Raw genomic sequence first — 20,927 nt, forward strand, 5'->3', positions numbered from 1 at the left:
TTTGAATCGTAAAGGTTAAAATGACAACTTCTAAAAGTCTGAAGATCCGATCCTTTGACGAAGGTAAAATTGAGCAGTTTAAAAACGTCTTTATCAACGAAAACAGAGGTAAACCGATTGTTCTTCTTCGGTTTCAAGATATAAAATCCTTATCCTTTATTGATTTCTTACAACTTGTTCCAATCAAAATATCGGAACTGAGCCCCGGTGTGGAAAATCACTATTCTTATTACTGTTATGGGGATAAAAAAAATCTGCTGATCGGAGTCGCTCCGATTCAAATGAACGGCGGCTCAAACGGATTTTTAAACTTCGATTCGCTTCTTGGACGATTCAGAGAGGTTTCGATCAAAAACGGTTCTATGAATTTCGATTTCGGAATTGCGAGAACCCAATGTAATTATATTTCTTATGTGGACGAAATCTTTCATGAATTGGAAGTTTCTTCGCTCAAAAATTTGCAGGACAATCTCATTCGTTGGAGTTGGACTTACCTCAATCGGGTCAATGATTATTTCGCTGGTGAAAAAGCGGATGCTGTCATTCAGCCGATCATTTACTACAATCACAAGGCGCATACGTACTCTATGAAAGGAGGGGAGGTATTTGTCGGAGGAGAAGCTTACTCGGGTTATGCGGATCTTATTCGGGATATTCCTCACTATCAGGATCTAAATCGAATCGAACTTCTGATTTTGGAAAAATTGACGGTATGTTGTAACGGAGCCCCCGGTCTTTTAAAATTTAACATTTCTCCGCAGACTCTTATCGATACGTTTGATACAGACGAAAAAGTAACTCGTTTTCATAATCTTCTTCTCAATCAAAATCTAAATCCGGCTCTCGTAAGAATGGAATTAATTGAAAAGCCGTACGAAGAAACAGATGTCACACTCAAGAGCGTATGCAAGAGATTCTGGAATTTCGGGATCAGTTTTGCGGCAGATGATTTCGGAGTCAAAAGCCAAAGCCACCAGATTGTTTTGGATCTGGGAGAGATGATTAAAGAATTCAAACTCGATCCGATCAGTTTTAAATTTAAGGCCAATCAGGATCTTACCAAATTCTTGGATAACTTAGCATTTATCGATTATTGCAGAAGACTTTCGGATAATCGGGAAGCGATTATCACAGCCGAGGCTTTGGAAGACATAGATTCCTTAAACTTCTTAATTACACACCAAGTCTATTATTTCCAAACCAATCTATTTTGTAAGAAGATTTCCGTCGAAGAATATAAGGCAATTTTTGAGGACATGCAGGATCTTCCGGAAACAATCGTGAATCAAATTTTGAGTTCAGAAGAACTTCTTTCCAAACTAAAGAAAAAAGGAAATATCTTCAAACTCGCAAAAGAGCTCGAACTCGTTTCTTAAATAAAGGTTTGTGTGAGTTAGATCTAAAAGTTCTACTTGCTTGTCTGCAAGTTAAGTTCTATTTAACGTGAGTTCGGTCTAAGAAAGTTCGGGCGAATAAGAAACTAAAGTGCAACGACTCCCTATGAGTCGTCGTCGCAGCTCGCGAGTTTCATAGATAAAATGGCTCTCGCGACCGCGCTCAAACTCAATGTCGCTGCATAATAAACTCAGTGAATGCCTCTCTATGGATCGGCTAACTCAGTGAATGCCTCTCTATGGATCGGCATTCAGGTCATAACATAGAATCGCTTTCGCATTTTGTTACACCGAACTCACGTTATGTTAGGAAGCGTTGTGCCTGAGTTTTCCTGATGTATGAACTGGCGACATGGTGGCGGAGAAACCTGAGAAACTTTTTCTATCACAAAATCATAACTTTGTAAACAGAAGGTATCTTTTTGTGGGAGTTCCCACAAAAATTCCCGCTTTTTTAACCACCATGATTTCAATCACTTTTCCGACTCACGAGAGATTAGCGAGGTAAAATATTACTAACTCCTAATCAACGATTTCCTTATTCTTTTAGGAAAGACAAGTTGGATTTTTGACTTACAATCGATACGTCTTTCATCGTGACCGAAAGAGCATCCCCCGATTTTTCGATCTCTATTTTGAATTTTCCGTCCTTGTCGATGATCGGCGATTCTTCTACGTATTTGCCTTCGAAGATTTTCTTTTTATTGAACTTTACGGTGTAGCTGATATTATCCTGACTTTCGATTTCTAAAAGCACTTGACTTACTCCGTTATTTCCGTCCCAGGCCATTGCGGTCCAAGGTCCCTTGAATTTCTCCAAAGTGGAATCTCCACCGAAGGTTCTTTTCTTAGGAGCGGTAACTGCGGCGGAGATTACAGCCGATACGGGAAGGGAATTTTCGCTTTCTCCCCCGAGATCGGTTTTTGAAGTCACAGAATAAAGAAATAAAGTTTCTTTTTCCGGAACGGCAGCCACATAATCGTTTTTGTTTCCCGCGGAACCGAGAAAAGTCCATTTTGATTCTCCTCTTTTCTTACGAAAAACATAATATTCTGATGCTTCTTTCGTCTTATCCCAAGTCAGATTTATCTTAGCCGCTTTTGTATCTAGAACACCTTTTAGGTTTTCAGGAGAAGTAATTTTTACCCCCCTTTGTTTGTTGGGATCGGTATATCCGTAGGCAAAACTTGAGAACGGACCGTTTTTCCCTTCCGAGTTTACGGCTGTTACGGAATAGTATGCGAATCGAGCGGGCAGATTTTCATCGATGAATTCTTCCGCTCCCGTTTCGGAAATTTTTTCCCAAGCTCCCCCTCCAATCCAACCGGATTTTACATATCGAAATACGAAATATTTGGAAGCTCCGGAAACTTTTTGCCATTTCAATTCCACTTTATTTTGATAAGAACCTCGGCTAGCAACTAGTCCCAACGGCTTTGCGGGAGGGGTCTTCGGTTGGGCCGTAAAACCGCTCACCGCATCGGAAGGTTCTCCTGTTTTTCCGCTAAGTTTAGCAGAAACTACATAGATTTCCATAATACCTTTTTTTGCCGCGGAATGATCCGCATAACTGTTGATCTTGGAGTTCCCGATCGGATTATATCTCTTCTGAGCCTTATTCCATTTAAAGATTTGGTATTCGGAAGAAGCGGCTCCCGGCTCCCAAGTGAGTTCGATTTTGTTGTCGTATTGACCTTGTGTCGCTTTCACCCCCAAAACTTTGGGAGGAGGTTTTAGTTCTTCCGTTTTTGCAAATCCGATTACCTCGCCCTGAGATAAATCGGAAGCGTAAGAATCCGTTAAAGTCATAATCTTGTATCTATAGGCGAGATTCGGTTGAACTCCGTCATCGTTAAAGCTATTCGTGCTCGCCAAACCGATCTTCCCGAAATCGGAATCTCCCGGACCCTTTCTATGAATTTCGTATCCGACTGCGTTCGGAACGACTTCCCAGTTGATTAAAACCTTATCCGTAAAACTTCCTTGAGAAGCGGTGATGGAAGAAGGCGCTACTGGATTGGAATCACTCGCGATCGAAGTGGGTTCGGGAGTGTTGGAATCCGGCTTTCCTTGATCGCTGACGGTTTCAATCTGGTCGATCATTACGAAGGCGCCTTGACAAATTCGAGTAAACCAACGATAGTCTATATAACCGTAACCTTGGTCGCCCCAATCCGTTCCCCAAGAATTGATGAATTTTACGGCATTCTTAGAATCGTCGTAACCGACGATTGCGATCGCGTGTCCTCCGTAGGTTTTGCCTAAACCCTCTTTGTAAATCTGATCTCCTTTCAGATTGAAGAAGTTCTCATAAACCAAAACTCCTGCGACAACCGGCTTACCTTCCGCAAGTTGCGCTTTCACTTCGGTTATGTCCGTCGTTTTCACTCTTAAAAATTCTTTGGCTTTGTATTTGGAAGCGGCGTCGATTGCTGCTTGAGAAGGACGAGCTTTGTAATCGGCGGAATTATAGGGCATTGTTTCCCAAGGTGCCGCTCCCATTTCCACGATTACGCGCATTGCGTCGGAGATCAAGGATCCGTTATCTCTTCCTCCGTTGATTTGATTGTAGATAAACGCGGGCGAAAAGATTTTGCTGTAATTCGGATTTCCTTCGGGGGTTCTAAGAGACCAATCCTTGTTGGAACCTTTTCTTTCGATATATTCTTGGAAACTCTTAGTCGCGTAGGCGGTGGACCAAGCGACACAACTGCCTTGTTCCCCCTGATTTCCCACAGGAGGCATGGAAGGAGAAAGGTCCACGTTTGAAGCGAGCCCTCTGTGAGAAATTCCGTACGGATTCGTGTCCCTTAACGAGGAAAGAAGTTCGGAGGATTCCCGTTGCATCCCCAAAGAACGAGTCAACGGTTGCGCAAAAACCGGGCTAAGAGCGAGCGAAAAAAGAATCGATGTTAGAATAGAATATTTTAAAATTCTCATATGTTTTCCTATTAATTCCCTTTTTGGGATTGAACTACTTCTCGGATTTTATCTTCCGTTTCTCTGGAATATTCTTTAAACGCAAAGGGATGGGGTTCGTAGAGAGTAATCAACTGTGATTCGTTCCCTTTGCTATCCTTGATTGTTTTTTGATTTAAGAATAGAATGTAATCCCCTTCGGGAGGAGCGGCTTTCAGCCATTTTCCTAAAAGTTCCGGAAAAATCATAAATCCGATTTCAAACTTGGCGGGAAGCTTTTCTCCGCCTTTCCAGGGTTTTAAAATTTCAACCGTAGCTATTACGGAAATCGAAGTTTCGGAAATTTTTTTTTCGCGAACGTTTGTAATTCGAGTGAGAGCTATGTAATCGGAATTTTTAACCTGATGTTCGAGGGTAGGGGGAGTGGGTACCGATAAAAGCGGCAAAGTAAAAAATAGTAAACCGATCCAAGCAAACGCTTTCAAATTCATCTTTGTCTCCATCGGCTGATTTTTTTCAGCCAAAAATGAAGTATGAACTTGCAATTTGACTCCGCAAGGAATTTTTTAAATTTCAAAGAAGAGAACTTCTGATACTTGAAAAGAATGGAAAACGTATTGTTTGAGCAGGAACCTCGAAGAGCTGAAATTTGAAATAAAATCAGTCTTCGAGATTGAAATGAATCGGAACCCGATGCGACATTTTTGTCGGTCTTCCTTGGACGTATCCAGGACTCCAACGCGCCAATTTGACGATTTTAAGCGCCGCTTCGTCAAAACCGAAGCCAGCCTTTCCGGAGGCGACTTTTGCTCCTTGTAAATTTCCTTGTTCGTCGATTTGAACAATGACTACAACTTGTTTTGTTACGATCCCAGCGGATTTTGCTTGAGGTGGGAAAAAATCTCTTAAATCAAAATCGATAATCGGAGTCGGAGTTTTATCTCCGTTGTAAGAAAATAGAAATCCGTCTTTGTCAGTTCCGTTTCCGGAAACAGCGTTCGGATTCAGATCTTCATCGATTGGGTCATCAGCATTTTTGTTGGAACCTTCCACCCATTCCTGTTTTTCAACGGGAGCGGGAGAAGAGGTCCCGCCGATCAATTCGGGAGGGATGTCTTCTAAATCCACTTCCACGTCCTGATTATCCAAATCCTCAGAAGAGATTTCCGCATCGGGAATATAGGTCGCGATGAAATAAATTCCGATTGAAAGTGAATGCAAAGTAAAGGACGCGATCAGACAAAATCGGAACAAACCGAATCGAACGATCTTTTGTTTAATTTCAGCAACGCTTACCATTCTGCTTTCCCGCTTCCCTTAACGTTTTACCGAAAGCGCAATTCTAGTAACTCCAGCTTTACGAATCACTCCCATCGTTTCCGCGATTTTTCCATATGAAAGAGAAGAATCGGCTGAAAGAGTCAGACGCATATTCGGTTTAATTTTAGAATCTCTTTCAAGCTGAGCTTGTAATTTTTCTATGGAAGCTTCCGCCCCTTCTATCAGAATTTTCCCGTCCTTGGTCAGAGCGACTTGAACCGATTGAGCTACATTCGGATCCGCCGCCGAAACCTTGGGAAGATTGATATTGATGGATTCTTTTTTTAAGAAGTTAGCGGTTACCATAAAGATTACTAAAAGAACTAGAATCACATCCACCATCGGAGTGATATTAATATTGCCTATTTCTTCTCCGTCGCCGGAGGGAGCAGAACCTGCCATGTTTTTTACCTTCTCCTTATAAGTTTATTTCTTACGGGAAAGACTTGCAAGAAACTCTTTTGAAAGAATTTCCAAATTTGCCTGAATGATCTTTAATTTACGAGTAAAATAGTTGTTCGCCATTACGACCGGAATTGCAACTCCTAATCCGGCGGCGGTTGCAAGAAGGGCCGTAGAGATACTTCTCATTACGAATTCAGCTCCAGTGCTTCCTAACGTTCCCAGTCCGTAGAAAGCTTTGATCACGCCAAGAACCGTCCCCAACAGACCAATAAATGGTGCGTTATTTCCTAACGTGTTTAAAATCGGAAGGTGGTTTTCGAGTTCAATTCTTTCTCCGATGATCTTACCTTCTTGCAATTCCGAGAGGGCTTCGTGGCCGACTTCGTAATTTTCTGTGGAAAACTGGGAAAACTTTGCATATATATTTGTTGGGTTTTCACTTGCCACAGTCTTTACGGCTCCAAAATCCCCCTTTCTAATTTCAGAGGTTAAAATAGGAAGAACTACGTCAGTATTTCTAAGGTTTCTGCGAAAAATTAGAATTCTTTCCGTTCCTACTGCAAGAGCGATAATGCTCGCTACGAGCATGACAATAAAAATGAACGTCTCGCCGTATTCAACTAAAAACATAGTCATAATTGGATCCTCTAATATACTTTATTTTATAAAACCGATAAGGTCTCAAATCGTAATTGTTCTCTTTAAAACAATATTTTTTATTCTCCAGAAATACTCACACAAGTTTTTGTGCAAGAAAAGGTTCCGGTAGATAATCCTGAAATCTGAGAAAGTCCGCTTTCCCCGCAGGTTCCCGCAGAATCTTTACTCAACCAATAAGATCGATTGCAATTCATTACGCAGGTTTTGGCTCTATTCGTAAATTTTGCGAACGTGGAGGAGTTTAATAAAACACTACAAAAATCCTGATACGTTCCAAGTGATGTGTTCCCATTGCTAAACAAGGTCACGATGGCGGTTTCCGAAAGCGGGGTTGGTAAATCGGGGGTTTTGTTCAGACAAGTTTGAGCCGCTTGTAGGGATGTGACACAAGATTCAACCGGGTCCGTCGGAGACAAAAGTAAATATTGAAGAAGGACTCTTTTTTCGTTTTCTCTGTTGAAATTATCGTTTTCGTTCGGAAAATTATTACAATCCCAAATTAAAAGGAATACAAGTAGGAAGTGCGAAAAGTTTCCGATTCGTTTCCACGAAATAGCGAAAGGATTCTTTTTCATTAGAACTTCACCTCGATTCCTATGTTAAAAAACGGAATCACTACGCCGCCCGGCAATGCGATAGTCCCAAATGTCGGATTTGGTTTCGGGTTTGTGGAAGAATAAGGACGCGTAACGTTGAAAGCTTCTCCGGAAACGTTCTGCCTCATATAAACGTTGATAATTTCTAAGAATGTGTTTACGTAGCCCCATTCGTAATTTAAGAATTTATCAATTCGGACATCAAATCTGTGATAATCCGAAAGTCGCTTCGTATTGATGTAGTCGGCGAGATATGGATTGTTTGCCGAAATCGGCGCCCAGATCGTTTGGTTGTTTGCCGGATTAGAAAATCTACCGCCGTCGTCTCCTACGATCGGAGTGACTGGCATGGAAGTTAAGTAAGACCATCTCCCGCCAAGCTGCCAATTCTGGCTGAATTTCCAACCGAAAACTATGTTGATGATATGAGTACGGTCGTAATCATACAAGGTTTCCTTCGAGTTATGATAAGACTGAGCGAGCAATCTTTGTTCCGGCCCGGTAGCAACGGGAGCTATGATTCCGTCGGGTTTATAAATATTAGGATTTCTGAATGTTTGAGACCATGTGTAGGAAATCCAACCGAACCAATCTCTCTTTCCAGGAGTGGCAACTTTACGGATTAAGAGTTCGTAACCTCGAGAATGACCGGATCCGTTGTTCGAATAATTGAGAGGTTTATTGACAACGTAAGGCTGAAAGACTTTTCCGTACTGATCCGGATTCGTTCCGATAATTTCCGTAATATAAGGATCGGTTACGATTAAGCTGGAAAATTCCTGTTTAAAAATTTCACCTTTCACTTGCCAATTGGAATTGAGCTGATGATCGACCCCACCGCCGTATTTAAAGGCTTTTTGAAATTTCAGGTGAGGATTTCCGCTTTGTTCGGAAAAACGTGTGTCCAATGGAAAGTTAAAATGATTCCCCGCACCTCCGAAAATGGTAGTTCCTTTGAGGGGACCTTCTTCGAACTTATAGGACATTTGTGCCTTCGGACCAAGCGCGCCGTTTTTGATATAAGGAATATAATCGTATCTCGCCCCGGGTTCGATAAGCAGGCCGCCGAATTTGATCTTCATCGTTGTATAAGCATTGTAGTATTTGCTTTGTACTCGGTTTGTGTCCGAAACGGTTTTAAAGTCGGGAGTTACCGTATCATACGGATTTGGGTCGGGATTATTCGGATCGGTTTGTTGGATTGTGTTACCCGAAGTTCTATAGTTGAGGAGTCGCATTTCGGAACCAAATTCCAAAGTTAGATGCTTATTGGGATCCCAATAAGCATCTTGTCGAATCCCGGTGTAAGCGCCGCTTGCTCTTTGTTTCGCTTTCAAGGAGCCGAATAAAACATTGTAATCCACAAATGGATCGTAGCTAATCAAAGTGATTCGATTGACGAATTTTTCGAAAGGTCTCCAAATATAACGTAAGGCTTGAGTGCGATAACCTTGACCTAATGAAAGATTTCCACCCGAATATTCGGCAAATTGGTCCTTGGTGGGATCATTTTGTCGTTTGGTACGAGGATTGAACGCAGTATCATCTTTTGCGGTCAAAGAATAGAATGAAATCTGATGCTTATCGTTGAAATTATAGACCATTTTCACTTGAGAATCCGTATAATGCGGCAAACGCACCCCATCCGGAAGAGAGCTAACACCTGTAATCGTTCCGAGAGTCTCAAATGTTTTATCCATATAACCGACTTTCACAGCACCTAGGATATAACCTTTTCCGTTTGCAAAAGTGGTTTGGTAATTTGCGGAGGCGGCCCAGAGAGAAGACAAAAAATTTCCGCTGGATCGTTCCACTTTATCGGGAGATTCGATTTCGATTACCCCCCCTAACGCGTTGTTGAAGTTTGCGGGGAGAACTCCCGTATAAACGTCCATCGATTTGATTAAGTTTCCGTTGATCGTAGCGGTCAAACCGTCAAAGTGAAACGGGTATAAAATAGGAAGATCGTCATAAAGATAAAGATTCGTAGTCGGATCGGCGCCTCGAAAGGAGTAGTTACTTGCACCACCCCCGAAAGCGGAAACAGGAACAACTCCGGGAATTGTTTCGATCGAACGGAGCGGTTCTCCGAAAGTACCGGGCATCCGCTTGATCTCCTCATAGCGGAGTTTGGTGCGAGACATGAGTTGTTTTTCTTTCTCCCCGGTTACGTTGATTGAACCTTTCGAACCGCCGCCGCTTCCACTTTTGGAAGACTGATCGGAATCAAGAATGACAAGTTCCTCACCTTCTCCAATTTCCTTGCGAACTTCCTGAAATCCTGTATCTTTTAGAATGCGAAACGTATAAGCACCGGAAGAAGGGGCCACCGCTTGAAAATATCCTTCCGCATCGGTCTGATAGAACTTTTTAGTTTCAGAAAGCAGAACCCTCACATTTGCCTCTCCCGAATTTTTACTACGAGAATAAACGCGGGCACGGAAAGAGACTTCCGCAAATACTTCCATAGTTGGGACAGTAAGAAAGATAAGAAATAAAAACGAAATTCGTTTTTTCAACGTTACGAATCGTTCAATGGATACGGCACGAAGAATGACTAATATGGTTTTAATGATTTTCATCGTTGCCTTGCTATAATTTAATTTTTACGAATACTTCCTGAAAGTTTATATACCAAGGTATATCGCCGATGGGATTGTCCACATAGATTAGAACGCAAGCCAAAGGATACGAAACAAAAGGGCACTCCGAACGGGTAATTGCGATCGTGCAGATATCCAAATTCCTTTGTTGGATGCTCTGCACGGTGAACGGCATCGGGGTGGGAATCGGATTTCCACATTTATTGCTCAGGTAATTTGCGGCGGCATAGATCTGACTCTGAGAATCTCCCGCCGAAACAACCTCTGATTTTACGCAATTTTGCGAAAAAGCCGCCAGGATCAAAATGGAAAAAAATCCCAAAAAAGTACGTTGTAAAAGTACAAATCTTCGTCCGAAAGTGTTCTTTTTGGCTAAGGTCGAATTTACAGAATTTACTAAAGAATATTCTAACATACTAATCCTTTTTGGTGCCTCCCACGGAAATTCCTCCGGAAGAGGAATTCGGATTTCGTTTTTCATCTTTCGAAGGAGTAGGATCTGCGGAAGATTCCTTCTTTTCTGATTCCAATCTCAGTCTTTCTTTTTTCGCTTCCTCTTTGTTTCCAATTACGCTACCTTTGATTTTCAGAACGGAAACGGTCCCAAGAGGAAACATAACGTGTGTTTCGTGCCAAACCTTGATATTTATAAGACTTTTTCCTCCCGGAACTTTTTGCACCGCTTGGCTGAGTGCATAGTCGATACTAATCGGATTTGTAATAGGAATCATTCCGAAAAGGAAGAACGTCGAAGACTCACCCTCCGATTCTTCTAAGATATCATATTCGGAAGTTCGTATAATCGTTGCTGAATCGTAAAGAGCCGGTGAACGAACGCGTCCGCCCGGTTTGAATAAAGTAGCTCCCATACAATTTCCAAAGACGAAAAAAAGGACAATCGCAAAGAAACCGATTTGAAACGAAAAAAAATTCGAAGCGGGGATTTTCCCTAAATTGCAGCTTTCCGGACTCAATGTAACATTCGCAATTGGTTGCTTGAAAGTTCGCTGCTGCGTCAAATCTTTATTTTCTTTTTTTGGCGTTCTGGCCATTGAGTTGATCCTCGAATTTGATCGCTTCCGCGTTGATATGAAGCCTATTGACGGTGAGGAAAAGAAAAATGTATTTATCGGTCCAATAACGGATATTAATCAAAGCATCCGCTTCTTTTTCGGCCAACATCGTAGTTATTATGCTGTCGATCGGAGGTTCAGAGAGGGGAATTCCTATAATTGCGATATCGAACGTAGTCCAGATTTTATGCCCTTCCACAGGAGGATCGATCACTTTATATTTACGATCCGCAATTGGGATGTTACTTGTCGCGATTCCAGCGGAAGAAGTTGCACAATGGAACAAAATCAAAGATATAAAAAATAAAGAAAGAATTTGAAAAGTTTTCACAATTACTCACCTGCAACCCTAGTTAATTTATTTCCAATTAGTTTTGCGTCTTAATTATTCGATAGAACACTATATTTACTGGTATCATTTATGGGATATGCCAGCGCAAGAAGAATTTTAGGCTTAAATATTATAGATTTCGATTGTTGAATTGACTTTCAATCAGATGTGGTGATTTTCACTCAATTTAAGATTTATTTTTTGTGCCTCATTTGGAAAAACAAAACGTTTTCGAAAAATAATTTATTCATATAAGCGGATCCTTATTGCTGTTTTATAAAAGTTCCTTTCAGTCTTTTTTGCTGAAGCCGAGTTGTATTTCTTGATTTGGGAAAATAATCTTACTGAGACGCTGCGTAAAAAAATATTCTCGTAAGCACTCAATGAGCCGCGCCTATCGCTAATCTCAGCAATCCGTTAAACGAATGTTGATAAAAAAACGAACATAGACCGGCCAAAATGGAAAAGTTCGAGAGCGAATCGGAATGGAACTTTAAATTCAAATCGATCTATTCTTAAATAAGTTTTCGATATTCTGCGATCAATTTCTCAGCCGCTTGAAAGGAGCTGATCTGATGGCGGCTTACTTTCTCTTGCATGTCTTTGTAGAGATTTTTCATTTGAGCCTTGAAATCTTCCATAAGATGTTCGGACACGGTTTCTTCTAACCAATACTTTGCTTGATTTGTTCTTCGGATTTCGAAATAACCGTTTGACTTTAGAATTTTCTCATATTCTAAAATTTGATTCCATATTTCGGAAATCCCTTCTCCCGAAAGAGAGGAACAGGTGAGCACTTTCGGTATCCATCCGCTTTCGTTTGTTGGGAAAAAATGAATCGCAGACTGGGTTTCGGTTCTGGTCGTTTCGGCTTTTGTCTTGTTGTCCCCGTCCGCTTTTGTTATAGCAAATAAATCGGCCATTTCCATAATTCCGCGTTTGATTCCTTGGAGTTCGTCTCCCGCGCCCGCGATGAGAAGAAGCAAAAACAAATCCACCATGGAATGAACCGCCGTTTCAGATTGTCCGACTCCGACGGTTTCCACAAAGATCGTATCAAAGCCTGCCGCCTCACAAAGATAAATCGTTTCTCTCGTTTTTCGAGCGACTCCGCCTAACGAGTCGCCGGAAGGAGAAGGGCGAATGAACGCGGATTCGTTTCTGGAAAGTTCGGACATTCTCGTTTTGTCTCCGAGAATACTTCCTCCCGAGATTTGACTCGATGGATCGATAGTCAATACGGCTAATTTTTTTCCTTGAGAGATGGTATACATTCCGAAGGATTCGATGAATGTACTTTTACCGACTCCGGGAATTCCAGTGATTCCAATTCGGACAGATTTACCGGAGTGAGGAAGGCAAGCGTCTATGATCTTTTCCGCAAGTTCTTTGTGATCGGCACGCGAGCTTTCGACAAGCGTAATCGCTCTGGCGAGGATAACCCTATCCCCGGAAAGAATTCCTTGTATGAATTCCTCCTTGGAAGGTAGCGTTCTATTCAGTCTTCCCAGGCGTTGATTGATCGCGCTTATAGGAGGGATCTCCGATTGTTCTTCGGAACTCAAAGGCTCGTTTTCCTTTAGGCGTTTACTTTAGAAGTTTCCAAATCTCGAATGAGAAGTTCCAGAATACCTACGGCGGCTTTGGAAATTTTTGTTCCCGGTCCGAAAATCCCGGTGACCCCTGCCTTGTAAAGAGTATCATAATCTTGTTGAGGAATCACTCCGCCTGCGATGACCATAATATCCTCTCTTCCGAGTTTTCCCAATTCTCCGATGACTTGAGGAACGAGGGTTTTATGGCCCGCGGCCAAACTGGAAATGCCGAGAATGTGCACGTCGTTTTCCACCGCTTGTTTTGCGGCTTCCGCGGGAGTTTGAAAAAGTGGTCCTATATCGACGTCAAATCCCATGTCCGCAAAACTTGTGGAGATCACTTTCGCGCCTCGATCGTGTCCGTCTTGTCCCATCTTAGCCACCATGATTCTAGGACGGCGCCCTTCTAAAACCGAAAATTGGTCCGAAAGTTCTTTCGCTCTTTTGAAATCCGGATCGTCTTCGATTTCGGAGGAATAAACGCCCGAGATAGAACGAATTGTGGCTTGGTATCTTCCGAATACTTTTTCCATAGCGTACGAAATTTCCCCGAGAGTCGCTCGTTTGCGGGCCGCGTCCACTGCAAGCGCGAGAAGGTTTCCTTCGGCGCCCTCGGCGCATTTTGTGATCGCGTCGAGCGCGGACGTCACGTCTGTGCTGTTTCGATTTTTCTTCAACTCTGCGAGTCTGCGGAGTTGAGACTCTCTTACAGCAGTATTATCGATATCTAATATATCTAAAGGTTTTTCTTCTTTTGCCTTGTAGCGATTGACTCCTACGATCACATCTTTCCCGGAATCGATCTTAGCCTGTTTGCGAGCGGCTGCTTCCTCGATTCTCATTTTGGGAATTCCGGTCTCGATCGCCTTTGCGATTCCGCCTAACTTTTCCACTTCTTCGATCAGTTCCCAAGCGCGGTGCGCCAGGGAATGCGTCAGAGATTCCACGTAATACGAGCCTCCCCATGGATCCACGACACGATGAATGTTCGTTTCCTCTTGGAGAAAGATTTGAGTATTTCTCGCAATTCTCGCGGAAAAGTCGGTCGGTAACGCGATCGCTTCGTCGAGCGCGTTCGTGTGAAGCGACTGTGTATGACCGAGCGCGGCAGCCAACGCTTCGATACAGGTTCTTGCGACGTTGTTGAACGGATCCTGTTCGGTCAAACTCCAGCCCGATGTTTGGCAATGCGTTCTAAGAGCGAGTGACTTTAGGTTTTTAGGATGGAATTGGTTTACGAGTTTGGCCCAAAGAAGGCGTCCGGCTCTCATCTTTGCGATTTCCATAAAGTGATTCATTCCGATCGCCCAAAAAAAAGACAAACGAGGCGCGAACGTATCCACGTCCATTCCCGCTTTGATTCCCGTTCTTAAATATTCCAAACCGTCTGCGAGAGTGTAGGCGAGTTCTATATCCGCGGTCGCTCCGGCTTCCTGCATGTGATATCCCGAAATCGAAATCGAATTGAACTTGGGCATAAAGTCGGAAGTGTATTTGAAAATGTCCGCGATAATTTTCATCGAAGGTGCAGGCGGATAGATGTATGTGTTTCGCACCATGAATTCTTTGAGAATATCGTTCTGAATCGTTCCCGAAAGTTTATCGGCGCTCACGCCTTGTTCTTCCGCGGCTACGATATAAAACGCTAATATAGGAATCACCGCGCCGTTCATCGTCATCGACACTGACATCTGATCCAAAGGAATCTGATCGAATAGAATCTTCATATCCAGAATCGAATCGATCGCAACCCCTGCCTTACCTACGTCTCCGACCACGCGCTCGTGATCGGAATCGTATCCTCTGTGAGTCGCCAAGTCGAACGCGACCGAAAGCCCCTTTTGTCCCGCGGCTAAGTTTCTACGGTAGAACGCGTTGGATTCTTCCGCCGTGGAAAAACCGGCGTATTGGCGAATGGTCCAAGGTTGTTGAACATACATCGTGGAATAAGGACCGCGCAAGTAAGGAGGAATTCCTGCAACATAGTCAAGATGTTCCATACCTTCCAGATCTTCTACGGTATAAACCGGCTTGACCGGAATTTTTTCGGGAGTATTCCACAGAATTTGTTCCATGGAATTAAGGCCCAAATCTCCGAGAGCGGCTTTTTCCCAGTCGGATTTGGAAACTTTTCCGTTTCCCTGTGGCGTATAACGTTGGCGATCAAAATTTGGACGTTTCATCAGATGCCCAGCCTTTTCTGAATGAGGTTCAGAGTTTCTAAATGTTGGGATCTGACGTGAATGAAAAATTCGATTCCTTTGGATCCCAGAGAATCGATTTGTTCCGTCGGATTTCCCGCTACGATTCCGACCAAATGGCGATTTTGTTTTTTCAAAATCGCAAAGGTAGAACCCACAAAGCCACCGACTTCTTCGTCGCTCGTGCAAAAGACCACGATGTCGGCGTTCGTTTCTTTCAGACCTTGCAACGCTTCTTCCGGTGTCGCATAACTTCCCGGATCGACTACCTTATAACCCGCGCAGGCGAGAAAATTCTGGGAGAAAATCGCTCTCGCTTTTTTCATTTTGAGATCTCCCATCGGGAGAAGAAGAACAGTCGGGACCTTCCCTGTCTTTTTTGAAAAATTTTCCGTTTTCAGTCGAATCTCCTCGATTCCGGCTCCGGCTCTGAACTCGGAGATTTTTTCACAAACGATTTCGCCCGCAACGCTATCGATATCGCCTAACGTTTTGCTCAGGTTGAGTGTGGGAACTCGATCTTCTCCGTTCGGATATTGATTGGTTCCAAGAAGAATCTCTTTGCGGTTCGCGAGATTCTCTTCCTTCTTCCTTCTGGAATCGGCGATTTTCTTTTGGATGATTCCTTTTTTGAGGGCTTCTAAAAATCCTCCGGCAGATTCGATCTCACAGAAAATTTCCCAAGCTTTTTTTGTGAGCGAATCCGTGAGCGACTCGAGATAATACGAACCTGCGGAAGGATCCACTACCTTATCCAAGTGCGATTCGTGTTTCATCAACAGTTGGATGTTTCGAGCGATTCTCAAGGAGAACGAATCGGAAGTTTTTAAAACGCTGTCGTACGGAGAAACGCTGATAACCTCACAACCACCGATCGCGGCGGACATGGCTTCGGTTGTTGCGCGGAGCATATTTACGTTCGAATCATAGGCGCTGTAATTGTAACGGCAAGTCTGCGCGGTTAAGAATGCGTGTTGTGAAGATTCTTCCTTAGGTCCGAACTCTTTTATGATTTCCGCCCAGAGAATTCTCGCGGCACGGAACTTCGCGATTTCTAAAAAGTAATCCGGACCGATGGAAAACTCGAACATCAACTGGGAAGCGATTGTATCCGTGTCCATTCCTATCGTCTTAAGTTGTTGTACATACTCGGCCGCCGCCGCTAATGCAAACGCAAGCTCTTCCGAAATGGTGGAGCCCGCATCCCGGAACGTGGAGGAGTGGACCGACAAACCTCTGTAATGCGGCCAAGAAGAAGCGATCGTTTCTAAGATTTCTTTGAGTCCCGCGACGGAATGTTTTCCCGATCTTCCGTGTTTGAGAAGAATCCGATACGGATCGTATCCAAGTCCTCCGACAAACACTTTGTCTTTGGGAAGCCAAGAAAAAATTTCGGGAGATCTTTCTTCCGCAATGAAGTGAAGAGTCACTTGATCGAAAGGAAGTCCTTCGATGAGGGTTTCCAAATCTTTGGAAGAATGTACCGGAATTCCTGTTTGAGAAGAGGTTTTATTTTCGATGATAAATCCGATCGCGGTCACACCGTTAGCCGCCGCTTCTTTTGCCAACCGATTGGCTTCGGCTATTGAAGGTGAATCGAAGTCTTGGCGAATGCTCCAGTCTTGAACGAGTTTTCGAGTGGATCTGGCAAAGGGAATTGTTCCGGGAAGATTGGAAGTCAGCCATTGTTTATCGCCGATATCTTCTTTCGTATAAACGGGTTGGATCTTAAATCCTTCCGCCGTTTCCCAAACTAGTTTCTTTTCGAAGTCCGCCCCCTTGAGGTCTTTTTGAATGAGTGCAATCCAGGCTTCCCGAGTAACGGGAGGAAAGTCTGCGAATAATTTTTGATCGGCCATTTTGATTTTTCTCTTTTTTGGGGAGCTTCCACAAAGTTCCCTTTCTAGGGAACTTTGCAAGACTCCGGTGTAAAGTCAAAAACCCGCTTTTAAGTTCCGTTTTTGATTTTGAGGTAATGGGGAACCGAAGCCAAAATTGAAATAACCAACGTTCCCAAAATGATTCCCAGAGAAACTAAAATCGGAATGTGAATTTCATATCCGAAAACGTAGTGAGAAAAAAGAGGAAGCAGAAGTTTGATTCCTACGAACGCGAGAAGAACTGAAACTCCCCGTTTGAGAAAAATGAAAAGTTCCATCACACCTGAAAGCATAAAGTAGAGAGAACGAAGTCCGAGGATAGCGAAGATATTGGAAGTATAAACGATAAACGCATCCGTAGTGATCGAAAAAACTGCGGGAATCGAATCGAGAGCGAACATGATATCGCTGAATTCCACGATCAAAAGAGTAATGAATGTGGAAGTGAATAAATATCTTCCGTGTTCTAAAACAACGAATTTTTCTGGGTAATGGCTCCGAGTCATCGGAAGAATTTTCTTCGCAAGTTTGACTACGAGAGAAGATTCCGGATGAAAATCCTCTTGCTCACGATGAGTGAACATTTTCATCGCGGTATATAGAAGAAAAATCCCGAAAAGATATAGGATCCAATCGAACTGAGAAACCAATTCCGCTCCGATGAAGATCATAACTGCGCGGAAGAACAAAGCTCCGATAATTCCCCATTTTAAAATCAAAGGTTGATATTGAGGCGTTATTCGAAATTTCTGAAAGACCATGATGAAGACGAAAAGATTATCCACGGAAAGAGAATATTCTAGAAAATAACCGGTGATAAATTCAAGGGCTTTGGTTTTTCCCAGAGTCGGATCTTCCGGCGATTGATTCATAACGTAGATGAAGATGCCGAAGGAAATCGCAAGGCTGAACCAAAAAAAAGACCAATAAATCGATTCTTTGAAAGGAATTTTGTGGGCTTTTTTGTTGAGAACAAAAAGATCCAAATACACGAGAAGACCTAAAACCACAGTAAAAACAACGGCTAAGATCAATTCCCCAGAACTCCAATGCCCCATATTCCCTCTTTGTTTGTACGATTCTTAGATGACAAAAGTAGCGTCTCTTTACAAAATTACAATCCCAATTCCCATAAAGAGGCCCCTATGATTCCAGTCTTATTTTCCATCGCTTCTATTACTCATTTGTTAGTTTTGTATTTTGTACCCAATGAAGTCGTTTTCAAACTCGGAAGTAAAATCCTACCGATTCTCATTTTGATTTTTCTCTCTTTCTTCAAGGGTAACTGGAGAGACAAAGCCGGAAAATTTATTTTCGCAGGTTTGATTTTCTCCTTATTCGGAGACGCTTTTTTAGCTCTTCCCGGAAATTATTTTGTGTTCGGGCTTGGGTCCTTTCTCATGGCTCAAATTTTGTATTCGATTGGATTCTCGATCGGGAATCCCCTAAATATTGTCCGATCCATTCCGTTCTTTGCATTTGGAATTTTTTTTTACGCCTGGATTTTTTCCGGGATCGGGGTTTCTCTTTACGTTCCGGTCGCGGTTTATATTACCGCGATTTGCACAATGGGTTGGAGAGCGGCATCTAGGGAATGTTCCAGTTTGGCATTCCGGAAATCCTTAATAGGCGCTCTACTTTTTATCTTATCCGATAGTTTCATTGCGATGAATAAGTTTACGACGATTCCGATTCCTTGGATCGGAGTTTGGATCATGTCGACTTACTATGCGGCGCAGTTTCTCATCTATGAATCTATGGCAGAAAATTAAATAATTATTGATTCGATCGGTAATGTAACTAAGATAGCAAAGAAATCGGGAGGGATCTTATCATGAATATTAAACCTTTAAAAGAAACCACATTTTTAGAAGCGGTCGCCGCGGCGATTCAACACGAAAAAGATTATTTCGAATTTTATATGAGTACGTATGAAAAACTTCCTCCCGGAGACACGAAGGAACTTTTTGAAAGACTAGCAGAAGAAGTGGACGATCATATCAAATTTATTACGGAATTGTACGAGCAAGCGGAAGGATCCGAACTCCCAAATCTCAAACAACTCACCGCAATCCATAAGTTCCACGATTCGACTCTTCAAAAATTGATGAATAAGGTGGAAAGGACAATCGCAGGTCCTGGAACCAAGGACGCACACGAAGCTCTTGAACTTGCGATTCGAGAAGCGGAGAATAGTGTTTCTTTCTATGAAAAACTCGCAAACAAATTCGAAGACGTGAACATCAAATCTCTTTTTACGAAATTGAAAGACTACAATCAAAACTATCAATCCCTTCTGGAAACCGAGCTAAACGGATTAGATCAATCCGGATCGGGCCAGGGAACTTTTTTCTGGGACGAACAAGCGGAAGAAGTGGCTAAAAAAGCAGAATCTAACTCCGAAAAAACTCCGAAAAAGCCCAAGACTGTAGCTCCGATTGCAAAACCCGCCACTTCGAAACCGGCTACGACTGCCAAACCCGCCGTAACGACGAATGCGAAAAAAGCGACTCCTAAGAAGAAAGCCACAAGTAAACCAGTAGCCAAAAAAGCCGCTCCTAAGAAAAAAGCGACAACCAAGAAAACATCTGCAAAACCGAAAAAGGCAGTGAAGAAAAGCGCGGCCAAAAAGGTTTCTCCGAAAAAATCGACGCCTAAAAAAAAGTCAGCGGCAAAGGCTAAGAAAAAAAGGTAATGCAATCCACCACGATCATTGATTGGAAAGAAATTCAAGACCTCTATCCCGTAAATCAGGAGATGATCTGGTTGAACAATTGCGGGACAACTCCTTGCAATGTACATACAATCCAGGCGGTCGGGGAATACTTGGAAGGTTACTCTAGAAAAGGAGGCCTAACGGAAGTACGTAAATATGCTTCCGTAAAACAATCCATTCGAAAGATCGTAGCGGGACTCATCAATTGCGACGTGGAAGAACTTTGTATCATTCACAACACGAATGAAGGGATGAATTTTCTTTCTTTGGGTTTTCATTTGAAAAACGGAGATGAAATTCTGCTCTTAGAAAACGAATATCCGAGCAATATTTATCCCTGGGAGCACTGGAAAGAAAAAGGAATTAAGATCGGATTCATTCCGATGGCTTTTACTCCGGATCAGTTTTTAGAAAATCTGAAATCTTCCGTCAGCTCCAAAACCAGAGTTGTGGCTCTTTCTGCCGTTCATTGGTGCACAGGAATGCCTCTTCCCTTGGAAGAGATCGGAACCTTTTTAGATTCTAGAGGGATTGAGTTCGTTTTAGATGGCGCTCAAGGAATAGGTTTGGTTCCGGTCGATGTTAGAAAGATGAAATTAAAATACATCGCTTTCCCCGCTTGGAAATGGCTTTTAGGCCCTCTCGGTTTGGGAATGTTGTACATCCGACAGGATAAAATCGATACGCTCGCATTTCCGTTTAAAGGAACGGGCTCCGTGGTCAACGACGAGATTTACTTGCCTTATCGCGCCGAATTAAAATCCGGAGCGGATCGTTATGAAATTTCTACAGGAAATTTTATCGACTGGGTATATTTTCAATCCACGCTCGAAATGCTTCAGAAAATAGGATTTCATTCCGTCATGGAAAGAATTTATGAACTCGCGGATTATCTTTCCGAAGGAATGAAAAACATCGGGTTTCAAATAGAACTCGATCATTTCCCCGACAATCGAACCGGAATCGTGGTGGGATATAAGGAAGGAGTTCCTATGGAAGAACTTGTTTCTTATCTAAAGAGAAACGGAGTCATGTGTGCGCTGCGCCTCGGGAAAGTAAGATTTTCTCCGCATATCTATAATCGCAAAGATCAACTGGATCGAGTTGTGGAATTACTCGGTTCTTTTCCGCGTTAAACAAAACCAAGGGAGCGTAATTCCGCTCAAAAATTATCTGGGTTTGAAAATAAAACAGTCGCGGAAATACGACAATTCTCTGTGAACATTCAAATAC

General features: G+C 42.8%; 18 protein-coding genes. 4 read left to right on the plus strand and 14 right to left on the minus strand.

Translation table 11 applies throughout. The features are described 5' to 3' along the window. Nucleotides 1-20: 20 nt before the first annotated feature. Entirely contained in the window at nucleotides 21-1,376 is a 1,356-nt protein-coding gene (locus FHG67_RS20380; RefSeq protein ID WP_004500858.1) for an EAL domain-containing protein, read from the plus strand. 556 nt (nucleotides 1,377-1,932) lie between these two features. On the opposite strand, the gene FHG67_RS20385 is transcribed toward FHG67_RS20380, so the two are convergent. The 14 genes from FHG67_RS20385 to FHG67_RS20450 all read right to left on the minus strand — a co-directional run bounded on the left by FHG67_RS20385 (nucleotide 1,933) and on the right by FHG67_RS20450 (nucleotide 18,036). After that, nucleotides 1,933-4,335, minus strand: coding sequence for a C1 family peptidase (locus FHG67_RS20385; RefSeq protein WP_004500864.1), 2,403 nt, complete (start codon nucleotides 4,333-4,335; stop codon nucleotides 1,933-1,935). Nucleotides 4,336-4,346: 11 nt separating this feature from the next. Next, nucleotides 4,347-4,805, minus strand: a complete 459-nt coding sequence (locus FHG67_RS20390) for an LIC_20196 family exoprotein (protein ID WP_026054327.1) — start codon at nucleotides 4,803-4,805, stop codon at nucleotides 4,347-4,349. 169 nt (nucleotides 4,806-4,974) lie between these two features. Continuing rightward, nucleotides 4,975-5,613: an energy transducer TonB gene (locus tag FHG67_RS20395; RefSeq protein WP_004500863.1), complete on the minus strand. Its 639-nt coding sequence runs from the start codon at nucleotides 5,611-5,613 to the stop codon at nucleotides 4,975-4,977. Between the two features lie 18 nt (nucleotides 5,614-5,631). Beyond that, nucleotides 5,632-6,036, minus strand: a complete 405-nt coding sequence (locus tag FHG67_RS20400) for an ExbD/TolR family protein (protein WP_002624746.1) — start codon at nucleotides 6,034-6,036, stop codon at nucleotides 5,632-5,634. A 24-nt stretch (nucleotides 6,037-6,060) separates the two neighbouring features. Then, nucleotides 6,061-6,675 carry a MotA/TolQ/ExbB proton channel family protein gene (locus FHG67_RS20405; protein ID WP_020782327.1) on the minus strand — a complete coding sequence of 205 codons (615 nt, stop codon included), beginning with the start codon at nucleotides 6,673-6,675 and terminating at the stop codon, nucleotides 6,061-6,063. A gap of 80 nt (nucleotides 6,676-6,755) precedes the next feature. Further along, nucleotides 6,756-7,274: a hypothetical protein gene (locus tag FHG67_RS20410; RefSeq protein ID WP_004501569.1), complete on the minus strand. Its 519-nt coding sequence runs from the start codon at nucleotides 7,272-7,274 to the stop codon at nucleotides 6,756-6,758. After that, a complete protein-coding gene (locus tag FHG67_RS20415) occupies nucleotides 7,274-9,877 on the minus strand; it encodes a TonB-dependent receptor plug domain-containing protein (protein WP_036075528.1) in 2,604 nt (867 codons plus the stop codon). Before FHG67_RS20415 ends, FHG67_RS20410 begins: the two co-directional genes overlap by 1 nt. Nucleotides 9,878-9,887: 10 nt before the next feature. Further along, nucleotides 9,888-10,313, minus strand: coding sequence for a hypothetical protein (locus FHG67_RS20420; protein WP_002625079.1), 426 nt, complete (start codon nucleotides 10,311-10,313; stop codon nucleotides 9,888-9,890). Nucleotide 10,314: 1 nt separating this feature from the next. Further along, nucleotides 10,315-10,872 (minus strand): hypothetical protein, encoded by a 558-nt coding sequence (locus FHG67_RS20425; protein WP_004495184.1) that lies wholly within the window; start codon nucleotides 10,870-10,872, stop codon nucleotides 10,315-10,317. A 49-nt stretch (nucleotides 10,873-10,921) separates the two neighbouring features. Then, nucleotides 10,922-11,302 (minus strand): LIC20211 family lipoprotein, encoded by a 381-nt coding sequence (locus tag FHG67_RS20430; RefSeq protein ID WP_002625063.1) that lies wholly within the window; start codon nucleotides 11,300-11,302, stop codon nucleotides 10,922-10,924. Between the two features lie 515 nt (nucleotides 11,303-11,817). Next, nucleotides 11,818-12,867, minus strand: coding sequence for a methylmalonyl Co-A mutase-associated GTPase MeaB (meaB, locus tag FHG67_RS20435; RefSeq protein ID WP_004495208.1), 1,050 nt, complete (start codon nucleotides 12,865-12,867; stop codon nucleotides 11,818-11,820). Nucleotides 12,868-12,881: 14 nt separating this feature from the next. Next, a complete protein-coding gene (scpA, locus tag FHG67_RS20440) occupies nucleotides 12,882-15,080 on the minus strand; it encodes a methylmalonyl-CoA mutase (protein ID WP_004500843.1) in 2,199 nt (732 codons plus the stop codon). After that, complete coding sequence (locus FHG67_RS20445; protein ID WP_004501576.1) at nucleotides 15,080-16,957, minus strand: methylmalonyl-CoA mutase family protein; 1,878 nt, start codon at nucleotides 16,955-16,957, stop codon at nucleotides 15,080-15,082. The genes scpA and FHG67_RS20445 overlap by 1 nt, the downstream gene beginning before the upstream one ends. A gap of 89 nt (nucleotides 16,958-17,046) precedes the next feature. Then, nucleotides 17,047-18,036, minus strand: coding sequence for a TerC family protein (locus FHG67_RS20450; RefSeq protein ID WP_002624930.1), 990 nt, complete (start codon nucleotides 18,034-18,036; stop codon nucleotides 17,047-17,049). An 87-nt stretch (nucleotides 18,037-18,123) separates the two neighbouring features. Here FHG67_RS20450 and FHG67_RS20455 point away from each other — a divergent pair, with 87 nt between their 5' ends. The 3 genes from FHG67_RS20455 (at nucleotide 18,124) to FHG67_RS20465 (ending at nucleotide 20,830) form a co-directional block, all read left to right on the plus strand. Next, on the plus strand, nucleotides 18,124-18,750 hold the full coding sequence (locus FHG67_RS20455; protein ID WP_004502430.1) for a lysoplasmalogenase: 627 nt from the start codon (nucleotides 18,124-18,126) through the stop codon (nucleotides 18,748-18,750). Between the two features lie 62 nt (nucleotides 18,751-18,812). Further along, a complete protein-coding gene (locus FHG67_RS20460; RefSeq protein ID WP_004495186.1) occupies nucleotides 18,813-19,673 on the plus strand; it encodes a ferritin-like domain-containing protein in 861 nt (286 codons plus the stop codon). Further along, entirely contained in the window at nucleotides 19,673-20,830 is a 1,158-nt protein-coding gene (locus FHG67_RS20465) for an aminotransferase class V-fold PLP-dependent enzyme (protein ID WP_004501566.1), read from the plus strand. The genes FHG67_RS20460 and FHG67_RS20465 overlap by 1 nt, the downstream gene beginning before the upstream one ends. The last annotated feature ends 97 nt before the right edge of the window (nucleotides 20,831-20,927 follow it).

Source organism: Leptospira weilii (assembly GCF_006874765.1).
Lineage (GTDB): Bacteria > Spirochaetota > Leptospiria > Leptospirales > Leptospiraceae > Leptospira > Leptospira weilii.